The sequence below is a fragment of the Arenibacter aquaticus genome (assembly GCF_003957295.1).
GTDB lineage: Bacteria > Bacteroidota > Bacteroidia > Flavobacteriales > Flavobacteriaceae > Arenibacter > Arenibacter aquaticus.
In genome coordinates, this window is sequence record NZ_RQPJ01000021.1 from 804,209 (window position 1) to 821,631 (window position 17,423).

General features: G+C 40.8%; 13 protein-coding genes. 9 read left to right on the forward strand and 4 right to left on the reverse strand.

Annotation, left to right across the window (positions count from 1 at the left end):
* Window positions 1–50: 50 nt before the first annotated feature.
* Window positions 51–2,231 (reverse strand): alpha/beta hydrolase, encoded by a 2,181-nt coding sequence (locus EHW67_RS19165; protein WP_126163988.1) that lies wholly within the window; start codon window positions 2,229–2,231, stop codon window positions 51–53.
* Between the two features lie 212 nt (window positions 2,232–2,443).
* Here EHW67_RS19165 and EHW67_RS19170 point away from each other — a divergent pair, with 212 nt between their 5' ends.
* The 9 genes from EHW67_RS19170 (at window position 2,444) to EHW67_RS19210 (ending at window position 13,497) form a co-directional block, all read left to right on the forward strand.
* Window positions 2,444–3,334 (forward strand): hypothetical protein, encoded by an 891-nt coding sequence (locus tag EHW67_RS19170; protein ID WP_158285151.1) that lies wholly within the window; start codon window positions 2,444–2,446, stop codon window positions 3,332–3,334.
* Window positions 3,335–3,388: 54 nt separating this feature from the next.
* Complete coding sequence (locus EHW67_RS19175; RefSeq protein WP_126163990.1) at window positions 3,389–5,491, forward strand: alginate lyase family protein; 2,103 nt, start codon at window positions 3,389–3,391, stop codon at window positions 5,489–5,491.
* 375 nt (window positions 5,492–5,866) lie between these two features.
* On the forward strand, window positions 5,867–6,295 hold the full coding sequence (locus tag EHW67_RS19180) for a hypothetical protein (protein WP_126163991.1): 429 nt from the start codon (window positions 5,867–5,869) through the stop codon (window positions 6,293–6,295).
* A gap of 115 nt (window positions 6,296–6,410) precedes the next feature.
* Window positions 6,411–7,427: a 3-dehydro-L-gulonate 2-dehydrogenase gene (yiaK, locus tag EHW67_RS19185; protein ID WP_202912017.1), complete on the forward strand. Its 1,017-nt coding sequence runs from the start codon at window positions 6,411–6,413 to the stop codon at window positions 7,425–7,427.
* A gap of 110 nt (window positions 7,428–7,537) precedes the next feature.
* Window positions 7,538–8,143 (forward strand): glutathione-regulated potassium-efflux system oxidoreductase KefF, encoded by a 606-nt coding sequence (gene kefF / locus EHW67_RS19190; protein WP_126163992.1) that lies wholly within the window; start codon window positions 7,538–7,540, stop codon window positions 8,141–8,143.
* Window positions 8,140–10,038, forward strand: a complete 1,899-nt coding sequence (locus EHW67_RS19195) for a monovalent cation:proton antiporter-2 (CPA2) family protein (RefSeq protein WP_126163993.1) — start codon at window positions 8,140–8,142, stop codon at window positions 10,036–10,038. Before kefF ends, EHW67_RS19195 begins: the two co-directional genes overlap by 4 nt.
* 61 nt (window positions 10,039–10,099) lie before the next feature.
* A complete protein-coding gene (locus EHW67_RS19200; protein ID WP_126163994.1) occupies window positions 10,100–10,477 on the forward strand; it encodes a nuclear transport factor 2 family protein in 378 nt (125 codons plus the stop codon).
* Between the two features lie 212 nt (window positions 10,478–10,689).
* A complete protein-coding gene (locus EHW67_RS19205; RefSeq protein WP_126163995.1) occupies window positions 10,690–11,802 on the forward strand; it encodes a hypothetical protein in 1,113 nt (370 codons plus the stop codon).
* Window positions 11,803–12,063: 261 nt separating this feature from the next.
* Window positions 12,064–13,497 (forward strand): amidohydrolase family protein, encoded by a 1,434-nt coding sequence (locus EHW67_RS19210; RefSeq protein ID WP_126163996.1) that lies wholly within the window; start codon window positions 12,064–12,066, stop codon window positions 13,495–13,497.
* Between the two features lie 83 nt (window positions 13,498–13,580).
* Here EHW67_RS19210 and EHW67_RS19215 read toward each other — a convergent pair whose 3' ends face one another.
* From EHW67_RS19215 to EHW67_RS19225, 3 genes are all read right to left on the reverse strand, one after another.
* Window positions 13,581–14,393, reverse strand: coding sequence for a nickel-binding protein (locus EHW67_RS19215; RefSeq protein WP_126163997.1), 813 nt, complete (start codon window positions 14,391–14,393; stop codon window positions 13,581–13,583).
* Window positions 14,394–14,709: 316 nt separating this feature from the next.
* Entirely contained in the window at window positions 14,710–15,699 is a 990-nt protein-coding gene (locus tag EHW67_RS19220; RefSeq protein WP_158285152.1) for a lipid A-modifier LpxR family protein, read from the reverse strand.
* 105 nt (window positions 15,700–15,804) lie between these two features.
* Window positions 15,805–17,319 (reverse strand): Gfo/Idh/MocA family protein, encoded by a 1,515-nt coding sequence (locus tag EHW67_RS19225; protein WP_126163999.1) that lies wholly within the window; start codon window positions 17,317–17,319, stop codon window positions 15,805–15,807.
* Window positions 17,320–17,423: the final 104 nt, after the last annotated feature.

A 17,423-nucleotide genomic window follows, 5' to 3' on the forward strand; every position in this document is an offset into this window, starting at 1 on the left:
GCATTTTAATATCACTTCCAGAAAAAGCCTGTTGTACTACCCCAAGATTATCAATCCGCAATAAATTGGTTTATAAGGGTCATACCATCAAAATCTGGATCCCTATAATCCACAGAAAAGTTCTCTACTTTATCCATGGCTTTAAGGTTCTCCCTTACAAAATCCCAGGCTCTTAAGGATCTAGTAGCTACTGCCCCATCATCATTACCAAGGACAAGGATTATTTTTTTATCGGCCATGAGGGTTGCCAAATCCGGCAGGTCATAATGAGGCAAAGCCCCTGCAACGCTAAAAGGAATATGAGCCGGGTCATAGTCCTTGTTGGCTACAATAGACTCAAAGGACAGCAACGGATCTATACATAAGATACCAGTCACCTCCAATCCCAAAACTGAAGCATGCAATAAACTGGAGTTAAAACCGCCTTTACTAACCCCTATAATTTTTTTATCGCCCATATTCAGTTCTTCACTGCAGAGCTGAACAGCGGCTTGTATTGCTTTCGTATGTACCGCCACTGTACTCCTGCCGTTCAATATACCGGCAAACCACTGATTGTAGGAGGTATTGTTAAAATAGGCGTCCCCTTTTAGATAGCCCGGCCCCAATTCTCCATATCCCGGAAGATCGGGCACCAAAACAGTTAGTCCGTTTTGGGCCAATTTAATGGGCATGGCATACGCCTCATCCGATTTCTTATCCTCCATATTATCTAGGTAAAGTACCAACTTTCCCTTGGGTTGTTTGGGCAGGAAGATTACAAGTGGAATTATTTTATCCCCTTCTTGGGCTATGAGGTATTTATTAAGGAAATAGGTTTCAAATTCGGTCTGACCGGAAAAAATCAACTTTCCATTAATTTCATTTTCAGAATAGCCCGTGATTGTTGCCACCTTTTCCTTTAGACCCAACAGATGCTGTTCCAATTGTACTCGTTTTTCTTTTAAGATCTCTATATTTTTTTGGGTCAGTGAAGCGTTTAAATCATACAGAAATTTACTCCCTAGCGATGTTGAAAGCTGGCCTGTTTTGGTTACATACAATTCTTCTACGGGAAAAATAACTACTTCCTCATCCTGGGCGTTTCCGGGATTATCCAAATGCTTTTGAAAAAATGCATACATGGATTCCCTATTTTTCTGGGTAGACATATGCCCAGCATTGTCCTCTACCTTTTGTAAGTTCTCTTCCTTTCCAAATGCCCTATACGCCATTCTTGCTTCTTTATAGGTGTTCCTAGCCCCTTGTATGCTAAAAATATCCCTGGTAGTGGTGATCATCAAGGTCGGTTTTGGTGCCCTCACTTCCAAAAGATCTGCGTGATCCAGACCAAGTTGTATGCCATAGGGAAAATTCTGCTCGGCATCCTGTGGTCCACCTGATTTTAATTGATACTCCAAAGTAGTAAGATAACATTCCGGAGCAGCTGCCTTAATACGAGGGTCGAAGGCTGCAATATAGGCCGACTGTGTCCCCCCACCAGACCTACCCGTTATCCCGATGCGCTCCTTGTCTACCTCTTTCCTACTTAATAAATAATCTACTGCCCGTATACCATCCCAAATCATATATTTAGCTGCAGATTCCCCATTAATAAACAACTGTGCCCCTGGATAGGAGTGTTCCCTAGTAGGTCCAAATGGAGACTTTCCTGCCTTTGGGTCAAAATACTGGGCTCTTTCACCCTGTCCATAAGGATCAAAAGCCAAAACGGCAAAACCCTTTTTAACCAGGTTTAATATTACATGCTGATAGCCTTCACTCCTAAAGGCCAAATCACTGTGTCCGCTACAATAAATTATAGTGGGCAGTTTCTTTCTTTTGCTATTGGGGATAAAAAAAGCAGCCGTTACCTTTACCCCGGGAAGGGACTCAAAATATAGTTTCTCTACACTATACCCCTCTTTTTTTATCTTTTGGGTCACAACAGGGTTTAAGGGAGTTTTATCTGGAAAATTTCCCAATGAAGTTAAGAACTTCTCTTTTACCAATTCCTGTCTTGCCATCCAATCTTGTTTCGTCTTTAGTTTACCAATAGATTCCTTTCTATTGGCCAGGCTGTGAAAAGATAGTTCGCTTTGTTGCTTATACAGTGTATTCTCGGCATCCGAATAATACTTCCAGAAATCGAGCACAGAATAATTTGTTTGGGAATAGATTACAATGGAATTAAAGAAGCAGACTAGAGATAATCCAAATAAAAGGAAGGGCAATTTAACCGTTTTGGGCATAGCATAGATATTGGTGAAAAACCTAAAAAATTAGCCTGAATATAATTATTTAATCGTTTAAACCATAAAATAGTGCTATTTACATTTGAAAATAGTAGTTTTAAGCATACGCATGGGAATCACATAAAACTTAATTCCTAACCGCCCATGCCTAAAAAAGTAGCACGTTATTCTCTATGGGACTAAAACAATCATGGCTCATTTTTTTTATAATGCTAAACCTTGGGCTATATCCCGTGGTGAGTGTTGGTCAGAGCGTAAGAAATATAATGACTGCTTTTGAGGGATTGAGTTCCAACCCTGAGCTTATCAGCATAAAAAATAAAATTGATATCCCTGCAGAAAACGGACATTTTCAAGGAGTACAGTTAATAGAGAGGGATGGGAAAGAAAAACTTATTGTATCTGGAAGTTCTAAAACGGAGGCCTATTTATTGCAAATAGACCTGACCAAAAAAAAAACAGATACCCTAATACGTTTAATGGGCGATCCCTACCGGCATGCTGGTGGGATACAAATAAGTGACCCCTATTTGATAGTGGGTATTGAGGATAATATATTAAAAACCACCTCCAAAGTCTGTTTATATCCTTACCGGGACAAAAGCTTCTACAAAGCCCATCCAAGCATCACGATTGAGCGTAAAGGGAAGCCCAAGCAAAAAACGGCCGGAGCCACTGGATTATTAAAAATGGACGACCACTATTTAGCTATAGTGGCAAATTGGGATTCACGGAATTGGGACTTTTACCAAATAGATCCTGAAAAAAGGACACAGCAGTTACTCACTAGTTTTGCCGTACCAGAAGATTGGGGCAGCTATCAATCCGTTAATCTCATAAAAGATAAAAATGCTATTTATGCTTTAGGTTTTTACTCCAAAAAAAAGTTGGGACATACAGATTTAATCCTGGTCCGAAACCTGTCTTCACAGGAACTTATAATGGAGAAAATGGGCACAAAAACCTTTAAATCCAAGAACAAAGTGGATTTTAATGCCGCTGTTGGCCTACATGTAAATCCTCAGGGGCGACTGTATATATGGGCCACCCAAACCAATCCAGGGAAAAAGATCCAGATCAATAAATACACCTCACACTAAAAACCGAAATAAACACCTAAAAACGACCATAGACCATATAAATTTTGTAATGCCATGTTAAAACTAACTTATACAAAAACACCAATTCTTTTTTCTAATCAGACTCAGCCTATCAAAATCTTTAAACTTCTGTGCCTAACAGCATTAATCTTTGTACTACCCCAATCTACAATTGCACAAAAAAAATGGAAGGAGATAATTACTGTTGAAGACCTTTATAACAGTTATCCACAGACCGTTATAGACATGTTAAGCCAATATAATTTGGATTATCCAGGTTTGGAAAAAGTAAAAATGGCACACGATAACGAGGATATGGTAAAGGCCAGTTACGAATTGTTGGCCTATTATAAAAATGAGGGCATGGCTGCCGATTTAAGAAAAGAACTACCAGATATTTCCCAACGCAGTCTTGCCACTACCGATACTATTTTAAACAACGTTTTTATAGTGCAGAATGTGAGGGGCAAAGTTCCTTTTGGGGCAGACGGGCATCGCAATTGGTATTACAAAGGCCCCAATAACGATAAGGAATGGGCTTGGTTATCCAATAGACATAGTCAGTTATACCAAGTTTTTAATAGCTATTTGGAAACTGGAAACCCCAAATATGCAAAATACGTTGATCAATTTCTACGCGATTTTATCATTAAGAGCATGCCTTATCCCAAGGTAAAAAGCAGTACCTCTGTATGGCGCGGCCTAGAGGTGTCGTTTAGGGCAAAGGTATGGCCCAAGATTTTTTACGGACTAATTGGAAGTGAATACCTCTCTCCTGCCACCCAACTGTTGATCTTGGCCAGTTTACCGGACCATGCCCACTACAATAGAAACTTTCACAGTGAAAATAACTGGCTTACCATGGAAATCTCTGCCTTGGCCACCGTAGCCGCCTATTTCCCGGAATACAAAGCTTCCTCAGAATGGATGGACTATGCCATAAAGACCATGATAAAAAGTATGAAGAAGCAGGTGTACCCAGATGGTGTACAAACAGAACTCAGCTCTCATTACCACAATGTAGCCCTGAGAAATTTTGAACTCTTCAAGGACATATGTGATAAGGCAAATCGCAAACTTCCTGATTTTTATAACCAAACCATAGAAGATATGTATCGTTATATTTCCCATATGGTCCGCCCCAGTGGACATCGGTTGCTTAACAATGATGGGGACCGGGGAAGTGATCGAAACTACATACTGGAGGGAGCCAAAAAATTTGATCATCCGGATTGGGAATATATAGCTACCAATGGACAATCTGGTCAGGAACCTACAGATGGTCCTTCATACTTTTATCCTTGGGCAGGACATTTTGTTTCCAGAAGTGGATTTGACGATAATGCACACTGGTCCTTTTTTGATATGGGACCATGGGGAAGTAGCCATCAAAATAACGATAAATTACACCTATCCGTTTCCGCTTTCGGAAAGGACTTTTTAGTGGATGCAGGCCGATTTGCCTATACTGGAGAAGTAGCAGAAAAATTTAGACCCTATGCCCAGTCGAGCGCCGGACATAATTTAATCTCAATCGATGGAAAAGGACAGGAAAAGGGACCAAAAATGGCAGAAAAACCTATTGAAGGCACCCAATATAAACTGGATAGGGATTTTGATTACGCCTCCAGTTCCTTTGATAAATTTATAGATATTGAAGGTACAGCTAATCACAATAGAACAGTATTTTATGTACGCAACAAGTTTTGGGTTATTGTGGATAGAATCACTACCGATAGACCCCGCAAAATTGATGCGCTTTGGCACTGGCACCCTGATAATATAGTAGAAAAAGATAAGAACATTGTTAAAACCAACAATAGTCAAGGGAATCTAGCACTCATACCTGTTGGCAAGCAAAAGTTTGATCTAAAATTCATAAAAGGCCAGGAATCCCCTAAAATACAAGGTTGGTACAGTCCGGAATACAATATATATGAACCCAATGTAACCAGTAAATACAGCTGCCGGATAACGGGAAATAGCACTTTTGTCTGGTTGCTTCTACCTTCAGATAAGGAAATGCCTAAAGTTAAGGCCAAAATTTTATCCGAAAATGATAAAGAAATTAAGCTGATGGTAAAATCAAAGGACAAAAAATGGCAATTGAACATTCCGTTCAATAACAGTACCGGGGCCAAATTAAAAAGCTATTGAACTTTGAATACATGAATAAATAGTCAGCTTACAACGGTAGATAACCGCTGTATTTTAAGATTATTATACAATCGCCAAGCACATCGTTTTTATAAATTTATTATTGGGAGCATTCTAAAATCCAGCTAGTTAGGCATATCAAATATTTATCATGTGCTCATAAACCCATAGGATTATGAGATAGGTAATATTGAGTATTCAAAATAAAATTCAATAAAGCCGTAGTTGCATATCAGTTAAGGTAATTGCCCAAATAAGGAACAGTAGTTTTGTTATGAGAACCATTGGTGCATGATTCAAGGTTTTAGAAATATTTTTAATTTTTAAACCTGAGGTATTTGCCAAAAGAGACATTTAGTAGCATCTTTGCCTGCTATGAAAAAATCGATTTCCATTATCTTAGCTTTATTCGGCATATTGGCAAACGGACAGGAGCTGGATTGCACAGCCTTTGCCAACGGAACCTTTTTGGTACATACCAAAGGCCCTTCTCCCGTGACCTGGCGATTGGTTAGGGAAGGAAATTCACAAACAGGGTATAAGGAAGAAATACCTGGGACGGAACAAGGATCCACAGCGCCTAAAATTGAATATTCAAAACTTGAATGGATAAACAACTGCACTTTTCGTATAACCTACGACGAATCAAAATCCGAGCTCACCCCTGTCCAAAAATTCATAAATGAGATAAATGGTATTCTCATTGAAGTGACAAAAATTGAGGGCAACTGCTTCTACTATAAGTCTCTAATGATAGTTAATGGAAGGGAAGTTATAGACAGCGGAAAAATGTACAAACAATAGTCCCCATAATAGTACCGGATATTTTGTACATTTAGTCGGAAAGGGCATCATCATGGCTATGATAAAGGCACACAGTCAACAATGCACTACATATAAAACCTATAACCAATTACAAATGACCAAAACTATGCGAATTTCCTCCCAAGAAATGCAAGACGTATTATACAAACTATTCTTAAAATATAAGTTTAGTGAAGAAAAGGCCAGACTACTGGCCACAACCTACACGGAGAGTACTCTTTCCGGGGTTAATTCCCATGGAATTAATCGGGTGCCCCTCTTCTTGGAATACATAGAAAATGGTTCTGTTAAAGTTGATTCCGAAGCACAAAAAGCAGAAACTTTTGGGAGTATAGAGCGCTGGGACGGCCATTTTGGACCTGGCATTATCAACGCCACCAAGTGTACCAATAGGGCCATTGAATTGGCAAAACAGCACGGTCTGGGACTGGTAGCGCTTCGCAACACCAACCATTGGATGCGGGGTGGTACCTATGGCCAAATGGCTGCCGATGCAGGCTGTATATCCATACTTTTTACCAATACCCAGCCCAATATGCCGCCATGGGGCGGAAAGGACAGCCGTATTGGAAATAACCCTTTTATTGTATCCATTCCAAGGGAAGAGGGCCATATAGTTTTGGATATGGCAATTTCACAATTTGCCTTTGGAAAAATCAATGATTATAAACTAAGGGGCAAAAAACTACCCTTCCCTGGGGGGTGGGATGCCGATGACGAACTTTCCAATGACCCTGAAAAAATAACCGTAAAAGAACGTGGACTCCCAATTGGCTACTGGAAAGGTTCTGCCCTGTCTATAGTTTTGGACATGCTGGCAACCTTATTGGCCGCTGGCGATTCTACTTACAAAATAGGTCTTAAGGACTATGAAACCGGGATTTCCCAGGTTTTTCTATGCATTGACCCGACTGTATTTGGGGATAAGGAATTACAGCATAGACTGATCAATGAAATTATTGCTTATACCCATGATGTGGAGCCAATGAAACCAGGCGATAAAATCTATTACCCCGGAGAAAGAAGTGCCCATACCAAGGAGGAAAATATGAAGCACGGAATGCCTGTTAGTGATAGTGTTTGGAAAAAAATACTGGCATTGTCATCTTAGTCTCTTGTATATTAAATTAGCCGTGACTACCTAAAAAGTTATATGATGCACGTAGGTGAAATATATCCTACAAGTTGGTTCTTAGTTGGAAAATAACTTAAATTCTAGACATGAAAAGAATACTTATTTTGTTCGCTCATCCAAAATTTGAGCAATCAAAGACTAATAAAGCCTTGGTGTGTAAGGTAATAAATAGGGAGGGCGTAACCTTTCATGATCTATATGAACATTATCCCGATTTTAACATAGATGTTCTCCGTGAGAAAAAACTGCTGCAGCAGCACGATATTGTTATATGGCACCATCCTTTTTATTGGTACAATTGCCCACCACTCATGAAACAGTGGATTGATGTGGTCTTGGAATTTGGTTGGGCATACGGCCCCGATGGAAATGCCCTGAAAAACAAAAAGTGTCTAAACGTCATTACTACAGGAGGGTCTAGGGAGCTATATTGTTCCGAGGGAAACAATCATTATTCTGTCAATGAATTCCTAAGGCCTTTTGAACAGACCGCTAGGCTTTGCGGAATGGAATACCTACCTCCCTTTGCCGTGATGGGCACCCATGGGATCAGTCAGCCCCAACTACAAAGACATGCGGAACAATACGACCTATTGATTTGGTCCTTAAAGACCGATGCGGGTTTTGGAGCCTTGTCGGACTGTAGTTTTCTAAACGATACCCCTCTGCTCAATAAAAAGAATAAATTATGAAAGGCAGTATTTTATTTGAAGCCATCGTCTTTCTCAGTGGCGCCGTAATTTGTGTCCCTTTGGCCAAAAGACTGGGACTTAGTTCTGTATTGGGTTATTTGTTGGCCGGAATACTCATAGGGCCCTATGTACTAGGTTTTGTTGGTGAGGAAGGTGAAGATATTCTACATTTTGCGGAGTTTGGAGTAGTAATGATGCTATTTTTAATAGGTCTTGAAATTGAGCCCAAGAATTTTTGGGGCATGAGAAAGACCATCTTGGGAATGGGCGGAACCCAGGTGATTGGGACCATGCTATTGTCCTATTTGGGCTTTTCTTTCTTTGGTTATGGATGGAAAGTTGCCTTGACCATTTCTATGGCCGTTGCCCTATCATCCACTGCCATTACCTTGCAGACCATAAAAGAAAAGAGGCTGTTGAACACTACCTATGGTGCATCCTCCTTTTCAATCCTTCTTTTTCAGGATATTATTGTTATACTCATGTTGGCGGTTATCCCATTATTGGCCACTAGTGACCCTACAGCTTCCGCTGCGGCCCATTCCAATGCGGACCACAGTGCGTTGATAGATAATTTACCGATAGGACTTCAAACACTGGCAGTTATACTTTCAGTGGTTACCGTAGTAGTGACAGGCCGTTATTTAATTGTGCCCTTGCTCAGGGTGGTGGCCATGGCCCGTGTCCGGGAATTGTTAACGGCCTCTGCCCTACTAATCGTATTGGGCATCACCTTCCTTATGCAATTGGTTGGCTTAAGTCCCGCATTAGGAGCATTTTTAGGAGGCGTCGTATTGGCTACCAGTGAATTTAAACACGAACTGGAAAGCACTCTAGAGCCTTTCAAGGGGCTGCTCCTAGGACTTTTCTTTATGGCCGTTGGTGCCTCTATCAACTTCATCGTAATTGGCGAATACCCCTTACTGATCAGTGGGTTGGTTATTGGAGTAATACTTATAAAGGGCATCGTTCTTTTCGCTGTTGGCAGCCTATTTAAAATGAAAATAGATCAAAAATTACTCCTAACCGTTGGTTTAGCCCAAATTGGGGAATTTGCCTTTGTTCTGCTTTCTTTTGCCTATCAATTGAATATCCTGGACACTGGGCAACTAGATATGATGTTGGTAGTTACAGCCTTGACCATGACCTTGGCCCCCATTCTTGGATTATTGAATGAGCGGTTTGTGCTAGCACGTATTGGGACCAAAAAAACCGAACACGGACCTATAGACCATATTGCAAAAAGCCACAAAGTTATTCTTGTAGGTTTTGGACATTTTGGAAGTACGGTCGGGAGGTTTTTACGGGCATCCGGAGTGGAGGCCACTATCTTGGACCAGGATTCCAACAGGGTTGAACTATTAAGGAAAATGGGGTTTGATGTGTACTATGGCGATGCAACAAGATTAGAGCTATTGGAGTCTGCTGGCATTTCCGATGCCCATATTTTGGTTTGTGCCATTGATGACCCTGATATTTCTATCCCCTTGGCGAAATCTCTAAAAGAGAAATTTCCTGATCTAAAACTGATGTTCCGTGCCAAGAATCGCTATGACGCTTATGAGTTATTACAATTGGGAATAGAAAATGTATACCGGGAGTCCTTGGAAACATCGGTAAAACTGGCCGCAGATGTGCTACACCATATGGGACACAGAAAATATACCGTTCATAGACAGTCCCAAAAGTTTATACAGTACGACGAGGAAAGTCTTAGACGCTTGTCCGATAGACCCAAGAGCCGTAAGGAGTACATTTTTAAGGTAAGGGAAGAAATTCAACAGCAAGAAAAACAATTGGAGGAAGATTTGAAACGCGGAATAATTAGTGACGACAGACAGTGGGATACCCATGAGATGCAAATGTCGGCCAGAAAGAAATCGCCACCCAATTAATCCATTAACCAATATGATTAAGCAAATAGATTATTTTCAAACTTACTTAGACCCATAAAAAATGGATTTGGAAACGAACAAAAAGAATGCCATAGCCTTCTATAGAACAGCTTATAATGGCAACCCCAAAAAGGCGATTGAAAAATATGTTGGTAAAGAATATATTCAACATAACCCGGCCGTAGCTGATGGCCTCAAGGGGTTTGTGGACTATTTTGAGCGAATGCAAGAAGAATACCCGGAAAAGTCCATTGAATTTGTACGTTGCATTGCAGAAGGGGATTTAGTAGCCTTGCATACCCATCAGATTTGGCCTGGAAATGACCAATATGTAACCATGGATTTCTTTCGGTTTGACGAGGACGGAAAGATATGCGAACATTGGGATGCTATACAGCAGATTCCCAAAGAGTCTGCCAATCCCAATACAATGTATTGAGGTTTTGATAATTTATGACCTTCTAGATTGCAAGGAGTAAAGCCGTAAAATATAAAGGCTAATGGCAACTATGGCTTAGTGTCGAAAACTTTTAAAATGGGAATAGGTCCAATTGTTTTACTAATCTTTAAACGCCACGGTCCCAAGAAATTTAAACATCTACCGTATAAAGGCCATTTAGTTGTATATTTAAGTAGGAAATACCAACTAGGATGAAACTGCCAAGGAAGTACCCATTATTTTCTATTTTATTTGTTATTGGTCTGGCCAATCTATCCCTTACCTCTTGTGAACGGAGTCCTGAAAAGGGCATTGAGATTAGGGGGATATATGGAGACCCTAAACCACTATGGGATAAAGGGTTTAAACTAAAGCAGCTTGGGGTGAATGCCATATTTGTCCACAGCGGGGCAATTAACAAAGACATGATTGTCCGGGCAAGGGCCGAAGGGGCTCAAGTATTTGCCGAATTCGCTACCTTAAATGGTAAAAATTATGTGGATACCCATCCGGAAGCTTGGGCCATAAATGAGCATGGAGAAAGAGTGGAGGCCGCAAGTTGGTTTATGGGCGTATGCCCTACAGAACCCGGTTTTAAAAAATATCGTACAGACCAACTTAGGAACCTACTTTTGGAATACGATATTGATGGCGTTTGGATGGATTATGTGCATTGGCATGCCCAGTTTGAAGACCCTGAGCCTATATTACCCGAAACCTGCTTCTGTGATCATTGTCTTGATGATTGCTCAAAATATTCCAATCTAGAAATCCCAAAGGGTATTACCGCCCAAAAGGCTGAGTGGATACTGAACAGCCAAAATACTGCTTGGCGTACATGGCGCTGTAAGGTGATTTACGATTGGACCTTGGATTTTAAGGGTATCATGACCCAAGTAAAGCCCAATGCCCTTCTTGGACTCTATCACTGTCCATGGGATGATCTTGAATTTAATGGGGCAAGGATACGAATTTTAGGATTGGATTACGAGCTGCTAAAGAAAACCATAGACGTATTTTCACCTATGGTATACCATCAAAGAATGGGAAGAGATCCCCTTTGGGTACAGGAAAACATAGAATGGTTCAGTGAAAAACTAAGTGAAGGAAGTAGCAATCCTCCTAAAATATGGCCTATTGTCCAGGCCCATAACGAGCCTGGTATTATTAGCGCCCAGGAATTTGAAACAGCCCTCAAGGGTGGTCTTTCAGGAAAGTCAACCGGAGTAATGATGTTCACCACCCGCTCCATAGCCGAGGATGTAGATAAAAGGGAGGTGATGATAAAGCTCTACAACCAGCTTAAGGAGCAATCAGGCCAGTAAATATTGGATAGAATGGAGTGTAGATAATTAGTAGAGTGAATAAGTATTACGCAAAAAAAGGCTTTATAGCCTTCAAAAAATTGGCTTAACAGCCTTATACCGATTTGCAAGTAGTAGGATTCTGGTAACTAGAATCAATGCGATGTTTTGTATTTTTAGAAGATAGACCTTATTATAAAAATATTACGGGAGCGAAACGTGAGTAAATGTTGAATTAATCCCTTACACTTCAATGTTTGTGGAATAAAGACATGAAACTAAATGAAATTCTTTAGACGGTTTGTGAAATTGGCTGTTATAATTGTGGGCATAGCCATGGTTGCCATCCTTGTAATTTTGGGTATAGATGTATTAAAGACCAACTACCTTAAAATTGGTCATAACCAGCTTGGTGCCAACGATTCATTCCTTATTAAGAATGTAAATATTGTCCCAATGTACCATGACACCGTTCTTTATAATAAAACAGTGTACATCAAAGAGGGTGTAATTAAAGATATAAACGATAAAATTGATATTGAGGGAATAGAAACCATTGATGCACAAAACAAGTTCATGACCCCAGGACTTATAGATATGCACGTGCATGTATGGGACAAGTATGAGCTTGGGCTCTATTTGTCGCACGGAGTTACCACCATTCGTAATGTTTGGGGCATGCCGATGCATCTTCGTTTAAAAAAAGAGATTAACAACGGGACCTTGCTGGCCCCAATATTCCTTACCACTGGTCCCAAGCTTACAGGACCCGAATTTATAGGGGACGACAATCTGCAACTAAAAAGTCCCGAAGAAGCCAGGAACAAGGTTATTTCCTATAAAAAAAGTGGATATGATTTTATTAAGACGTACTACGGTTTACCAGAAGATATATTTAATGCCATCATAGAGCAAGCCCGAATATCGGAAATGGATATAGTGGCCCATCCCTCCCAAAAGGTTCCGTATTCCTTTCATTATAATCCGCAGATCGTAACCATAGAACACGCAGAAGACATTGTGCAACAACCCTTACAATACAAATTGGATTCTGTTAAATTAAATCAAGTAATAGAGGAGTTTTCCACTTCACAACATACTTCCTTCTGCCCTACTCTAATTGTTTATTACAATATTTTTAATATGCTTCAAAATGATGACATTTTATCGAACAGCTTGGTTGATTATATAAATCCTGCTATTAAGATGTTAGATAGCAAATCCCAATTTGAGCGTTGGAATACCATCAAAAAAGAGGATGCATCAATAGTAGAACGTATTGGGGAGCAGCATGAATTTCATCTATACATAATCAAGAAAATGAACGATGCTGGAATAAACCTGGTTTGTGGCACAGATGCGGGAATAGGGATTACTGCTCCCGGGTTTTCGGTTTACCAAGAATTGGAATTGTATAAAAAAGCAGGACTGTCCAATTTTGAAATCCTCCAAACAGCTACTGTTAATGCTTCAAAAACCCATCAAATAATGAACAATTTGGGTACTATAGAAAATGGAAAGATGGCAAACCTCATTATATTGGAAAAAAACCCATTGAAGGATTTAAGTACAATGAAGGAGCCTGAAATGGTATTCATAAAAGGTAGGAGGTTAAATAAAACAACTTTGGAGGAGTTTAAAAACAAAGCTTATAATAGAAAGAATCTAATTCCAACCATTCTGCGCTATGTTGAGAATATGGTACGTGAGAAGTAAACTAACCATAGTACCTCTCTACAAAAAAGTAAAATACTACGATATTGGGGTAAAAAAGGAAGGCGATAAGCGGTGTAGAAAAATTACCATTGAATAAGTTCCAGATCAATTGGCTCATCAAAGCCTTTTAAGGTTTGTGGACCAAGGGACTTAAAAGAAATATCTTTACCTATACAGAGATCTTTTACAACCTTGGCCGTAACAATTTGCCCTGAATTCCCATAGCTACAGATACGCGCAACGAGATTAATTGTGGAGCCAAAAAGTGCATCACCGTCCTGCACCGGTTCTCCCGCACCGATACCTATTCTGGCCTGCAGCAAAATTCCGTCCTCACGGGATTCATTGTATAGTGCTAATTGCCGTTGTATTTCTACCGCACATAATGCAGCCATATAAGCGGATCGGAAACTAGTCAGGAATCCGTCTCCCGCCCTATCCACTTCCCGTCCACCATGATCTACGAGTGCCTTACGTACCACATCCCGATATCTGTGCACCAATACCAGTGCCTTGGAATCTCCCAAGGCCTTCGTAATATCTGTAGAACTAACCATATCAATAAACATAATCGCTCTAAAAGGATTATCGGTCATTGGTTTGCCATCCTCATTTTCCGGATCTATAACACGGTCAAGGAATTGGGCCACAGCCTGACCGTCTACTTCTATTATCTGGTTGGGAATAAGACCGTGCGCTTCTTTATGCATACAACGTACCGCAGAAGCAGAAGGAGCCTCTATAAGACAAAAAGCGACACCCTTAACTTCATCATGCCAATAAGTCAATGCCTTGCAATGATATTTGGACTGGATTTTCATATCCTCATGATGAGCCTTTGCCACCTCTTCCGAAGTGGCCCCCTTAATATAATGTCTATCCATGAAAAGTGGCATACTGTCTTTATTAAATGACGGGGGGTAATTGGAAATGCTGGCTATTGGCGCTTTAATACAACTCTTAATACAGGTCCTATAAACATGATTAACAGCCTACTAAATATACCATTTATTTTTCATTAAAACTGGAATAACCAATTAAACCTTGGACAAGGTATTAGGCAGCCGTTTCATTAATACCCTAAGGAAAGGAACCTCATCCTATGTCATTGGATGCTGCTATACCAAGCTAGCCTATTCTTGGTCTCATATCTACATATAAAACTAATTAGCTGATAAACACAACTTCATGGCAGACATTTCTTAGGCGGTTTTAAAAGTTCCTAGTATAGGACAGTATAACATATTTATGGGCTTTGGCCTTATCACTTTCTGCCGTATTATAACGCACTCCTACCCAATACTCATTTTGTTTATGGCGATGTTGAAAATCGCAACCTGCAAAAAGCACGGTTTTTTTGGGGGGCATCAAGAGAACGGAATCATCGCCCAATGCATTTCCTTGCAACAGTCCGTTATACCCCACCAAACGATATCCGGTTCGCAGGGCAAAGAAAATCTCCTCCTGTCTTGAACCTAATTGGTGGTGGGCTATACTAGAGGACAAAGGGCTACGACTGCCTAAGTACAGCACCATTTCGGGATGTATGTAAATATCCCTGGTACCAAAGGCTATTTGGGGCTTTAGCGCCATATAAATACTAAATGGGTTGGGTGCCAATTGCCATTCATATAGGTAATTGGCATACAGATTATAATGTACACTGTTCTCCATTTCCCCTACCCAAGTTGGGGACTGCGAAAACAGGACCGTATCATGGTACCATCTCTGAAAAGCACCCGCACCTGAAGCCTCTCCGGCAATGCCCAAAAGAAAATCTGTTTCCACTAAGCTATTGTCCCTAACGCGCGACCATCCCGCCTTTAGTGCCATAAATCCCACATAGGCCCTGTCCAATTGTTCAATGATATGGGTTTTAAGATACCTTGGGGTAATTATTTCCTGTCTGAGGGAAAAGGACAACTGTTCATTGTCCGAATTTAAAAAGCCATTTTGCAACCGATGTCTATAAGTTAAAAATAAACCAGAAGTATAATACCTATCCGTGAGCAGTATTAGGTCATTGTCGTGTCGCAAGCCAATTTGATGCCTAATGGGTTTTGTCGCTTTTTTATTGTCTCCTTGCTGTGCCTTGGTTTTTAGGTTCCCTCCAAGAAAAAGAAAACAGACAAGCAAAACTTGGGGTACCACCCCAATAGACAAGGGCAATAGTACAAAAGTTGGTTTACTAAATAACTTCAAATTGATTGTGGTTTGGTGGCTGACAAAGGGTATCATAAAAAAAGGGAACAAGCTATTTCACCCCTTCCCTTTCATTACAATAAATTTAACTATACTTTTTCTTATTTATGCTGGCATGTCGGGTAATTTCCATCCATCCCTATAGGTGTGTTTCACCAATTCTTCGGCAAACTCGGCAGCAGAATAGGGTTCTGTCCATTCCTTTTGAAATTTTGGACGGCCGTCTTTCATCACAAAATTATCCCGAATCACTGTTTTTATGGTTTCGTCCTGTCCTATATTGGTAAAGCGCATATTCTCTCCATCCCAATTCAGAATTTTATTAAGCCCTTGGAGTCTAACCGCCAATACTCCCATGACCACCATTTCGTTAAAGGGTCCCGCTTCGGCAAAATCGGACGTACATGGTTTGCGGCTTTCCGGGTTTTCCTTACAGGCCCTTACCCAGTCCATTTCATGGGCCCCTTTGCCCCAACTGAGTCCCATCTCCTTTTCTACACGGCGCTCGGTCTCTTTAACTTTGGGCATTTCCCTACCCAATATTTCCGGTTCCAGTCCGTAACACCCGGCATGTATAACACCTTTGGTACCGTAAAAGAAGGTACCACCGCCAGACTTATTGGGGTTTTTTCCGCTAGGCCAGTTGGCAGGTAGATCTGGTTTTATACCTCCGTCATACCAGTTCACCTCTACTTCCGGCAATTTAATCCTGCCCTTCCTGCCCCGTTCAGGGAAGGTCATTTGTACGGATTGTGCTGTTGGGGCACTATCCTTCAAGAGCAGTGAGGAACTTCCCTGAACCTTGGTAGGATAGCCTAATTTTAGGGCCTCAAAAACGGGATGTAGGATATGACAGGCCATATCCCCTAAAGCTCCGGTTCCGTAATTCCACCATCCCCGCCAGTTCCATGGGTGATATACTTGATTGTAAGGTATTAGTTTTGCTGGTCCGGTAAACAGATCCCAATCCAAGGTGTCGGGGACCCAATGCCCTTGTGTAGGAGGATTTACTCCCTGTGGCCAAATAGGCCTATCCGTAAAGGATTCAACCTTGGTTATATCTCCTATAGCCCCACTCCATATTAACTCACAGGTCTTGGCCACTCCCTCTCCGGAAGCCCCTTGGTTCCCCATCTGGGTGGCCACCTTATGTTTCTTGGCCAATTTAGTCAGTAATCTTGATTCATAAACAGAATGTGTAAGCGGTTTTTGTACGTAAACGTGTTTTCCGCGTACCATAGCGTCCGCAGCTACTATGGCATGGGTATGATCGGCAGTAGCCACCATAACAGCATCAAAATCGTCTCCCATCTCATCATACATTACCCTAAAATCCTTGTATTTTTTTGCCTTGGGAAAATGATCAAAACACTTCTTGGCGTATTTCCAATCTACATCACAGAGTCCAACAATATTTTCGCTCTGTAAGTTTTTTAGGTTGGCAAACCCCATACTCCCTACTCCTACTCCCACAATATTTAATTTATCGCTGGGTGCCTTATGTCCTAGACCTGCTATAACATTACTTGGAAGAATACTAATCCCGGCAGCTGCCACTCCTGTTTTACCAATAAAGGACCGTCGTGTAATGGCTTGGGGATGGTTTGGTTGTTTTTTCATTGTAAAAATTGATTTTTATAGTTTTTTCTAACTACGTCAGTTACTTTTTGTGTTCTCTAAATTCGGAAAAAAAATGGTTTTACAGGTTTAAAACGAATAATTTA

Bases quoted from the DNA above. Each gene is read 5' to 3' on its own strand.
- EHW67_RS19165 (WP_126163988.1), bottom strand. From the start codon at position 2,231: ATGCCCAAAACGGTTAAATTGCCCTTCCTTTTATTTGGATTATCTCTA.
- EHW67_RS19170 (WP_158285151.1), top strand. From the start codon at position 2,444: ATGCTAAACCTTGGGCTATATCCCGTGGTGAGTGTTGGTCAGAGCGTA.
- EHW67_RS19175 (WP_126163990.1), top strand. From the start codon at position 3,389: ATGTTAAAACTAACTTATACAAAAACACCAATTCTTTTTTCTAATCAG.
- EHW67_RS19180 (WP_126163991.1), top strand. From the start codon at position 5,867: ATGAAAAAATCGATTTCCATTATCTTAGCTTTATTCGGCATATTGGCA.
- yiaK (WP_202912017.1), top strand. From the start codon at position 6,411: ATGACCAAAACTATGCGAATTTCCTCCCAAGAAATGCAAGACGTATTA.
- kefF (WP_126163992.1), top strand. From the start codon at position 7,538: ATGAAAAGAATACTTATTTTGTTCGCTCATCCAAAATTTGAGCAATCA.
- EHW67_RS19195 (WP_126163993.1), top strand. From the start codon at position 8,140: ATGAAAGGCAGTATTTTATTTGAAGCCATCGTCTTTCTCAGTGGCGCC.
- EHW67_RS19200 (WP_126163994.1), top strand. From the start codon at position 10,100: ATGGATTTGGAAACGAACAAAAAGAATGCCATAGCCTTCTATAGAACA.
- EHW67_RS19205 (WP_126163995.1), top strand. From the start codon at position 10,690: ATGAAACTGCCAAGGAAGTACCCATTATTTTCTATTTTATTTGTTATT.
- EHW67_RS19210 (WP_126163996.1), top strand. From the start codon at position 12,064: ATGAAATTCTTTAGACGGTTTGTGAAATTGGCTGTTATAATTGTGGGC.
- EHW67_RS19215 (WP_126163997.1), bottom strand. From the start codon at position 14,393: ATGCCACTTTTCATGGATAGACATTATATTAAGGGGGCCACTTCGGAA.
- EHW67_RS19225 (WP_126163999.1), bottom strand. From the start codon at position 17,319: ATGAAAAAACAACCAAACCATCCCCAAGCCATTACACGACGGTCCTTT.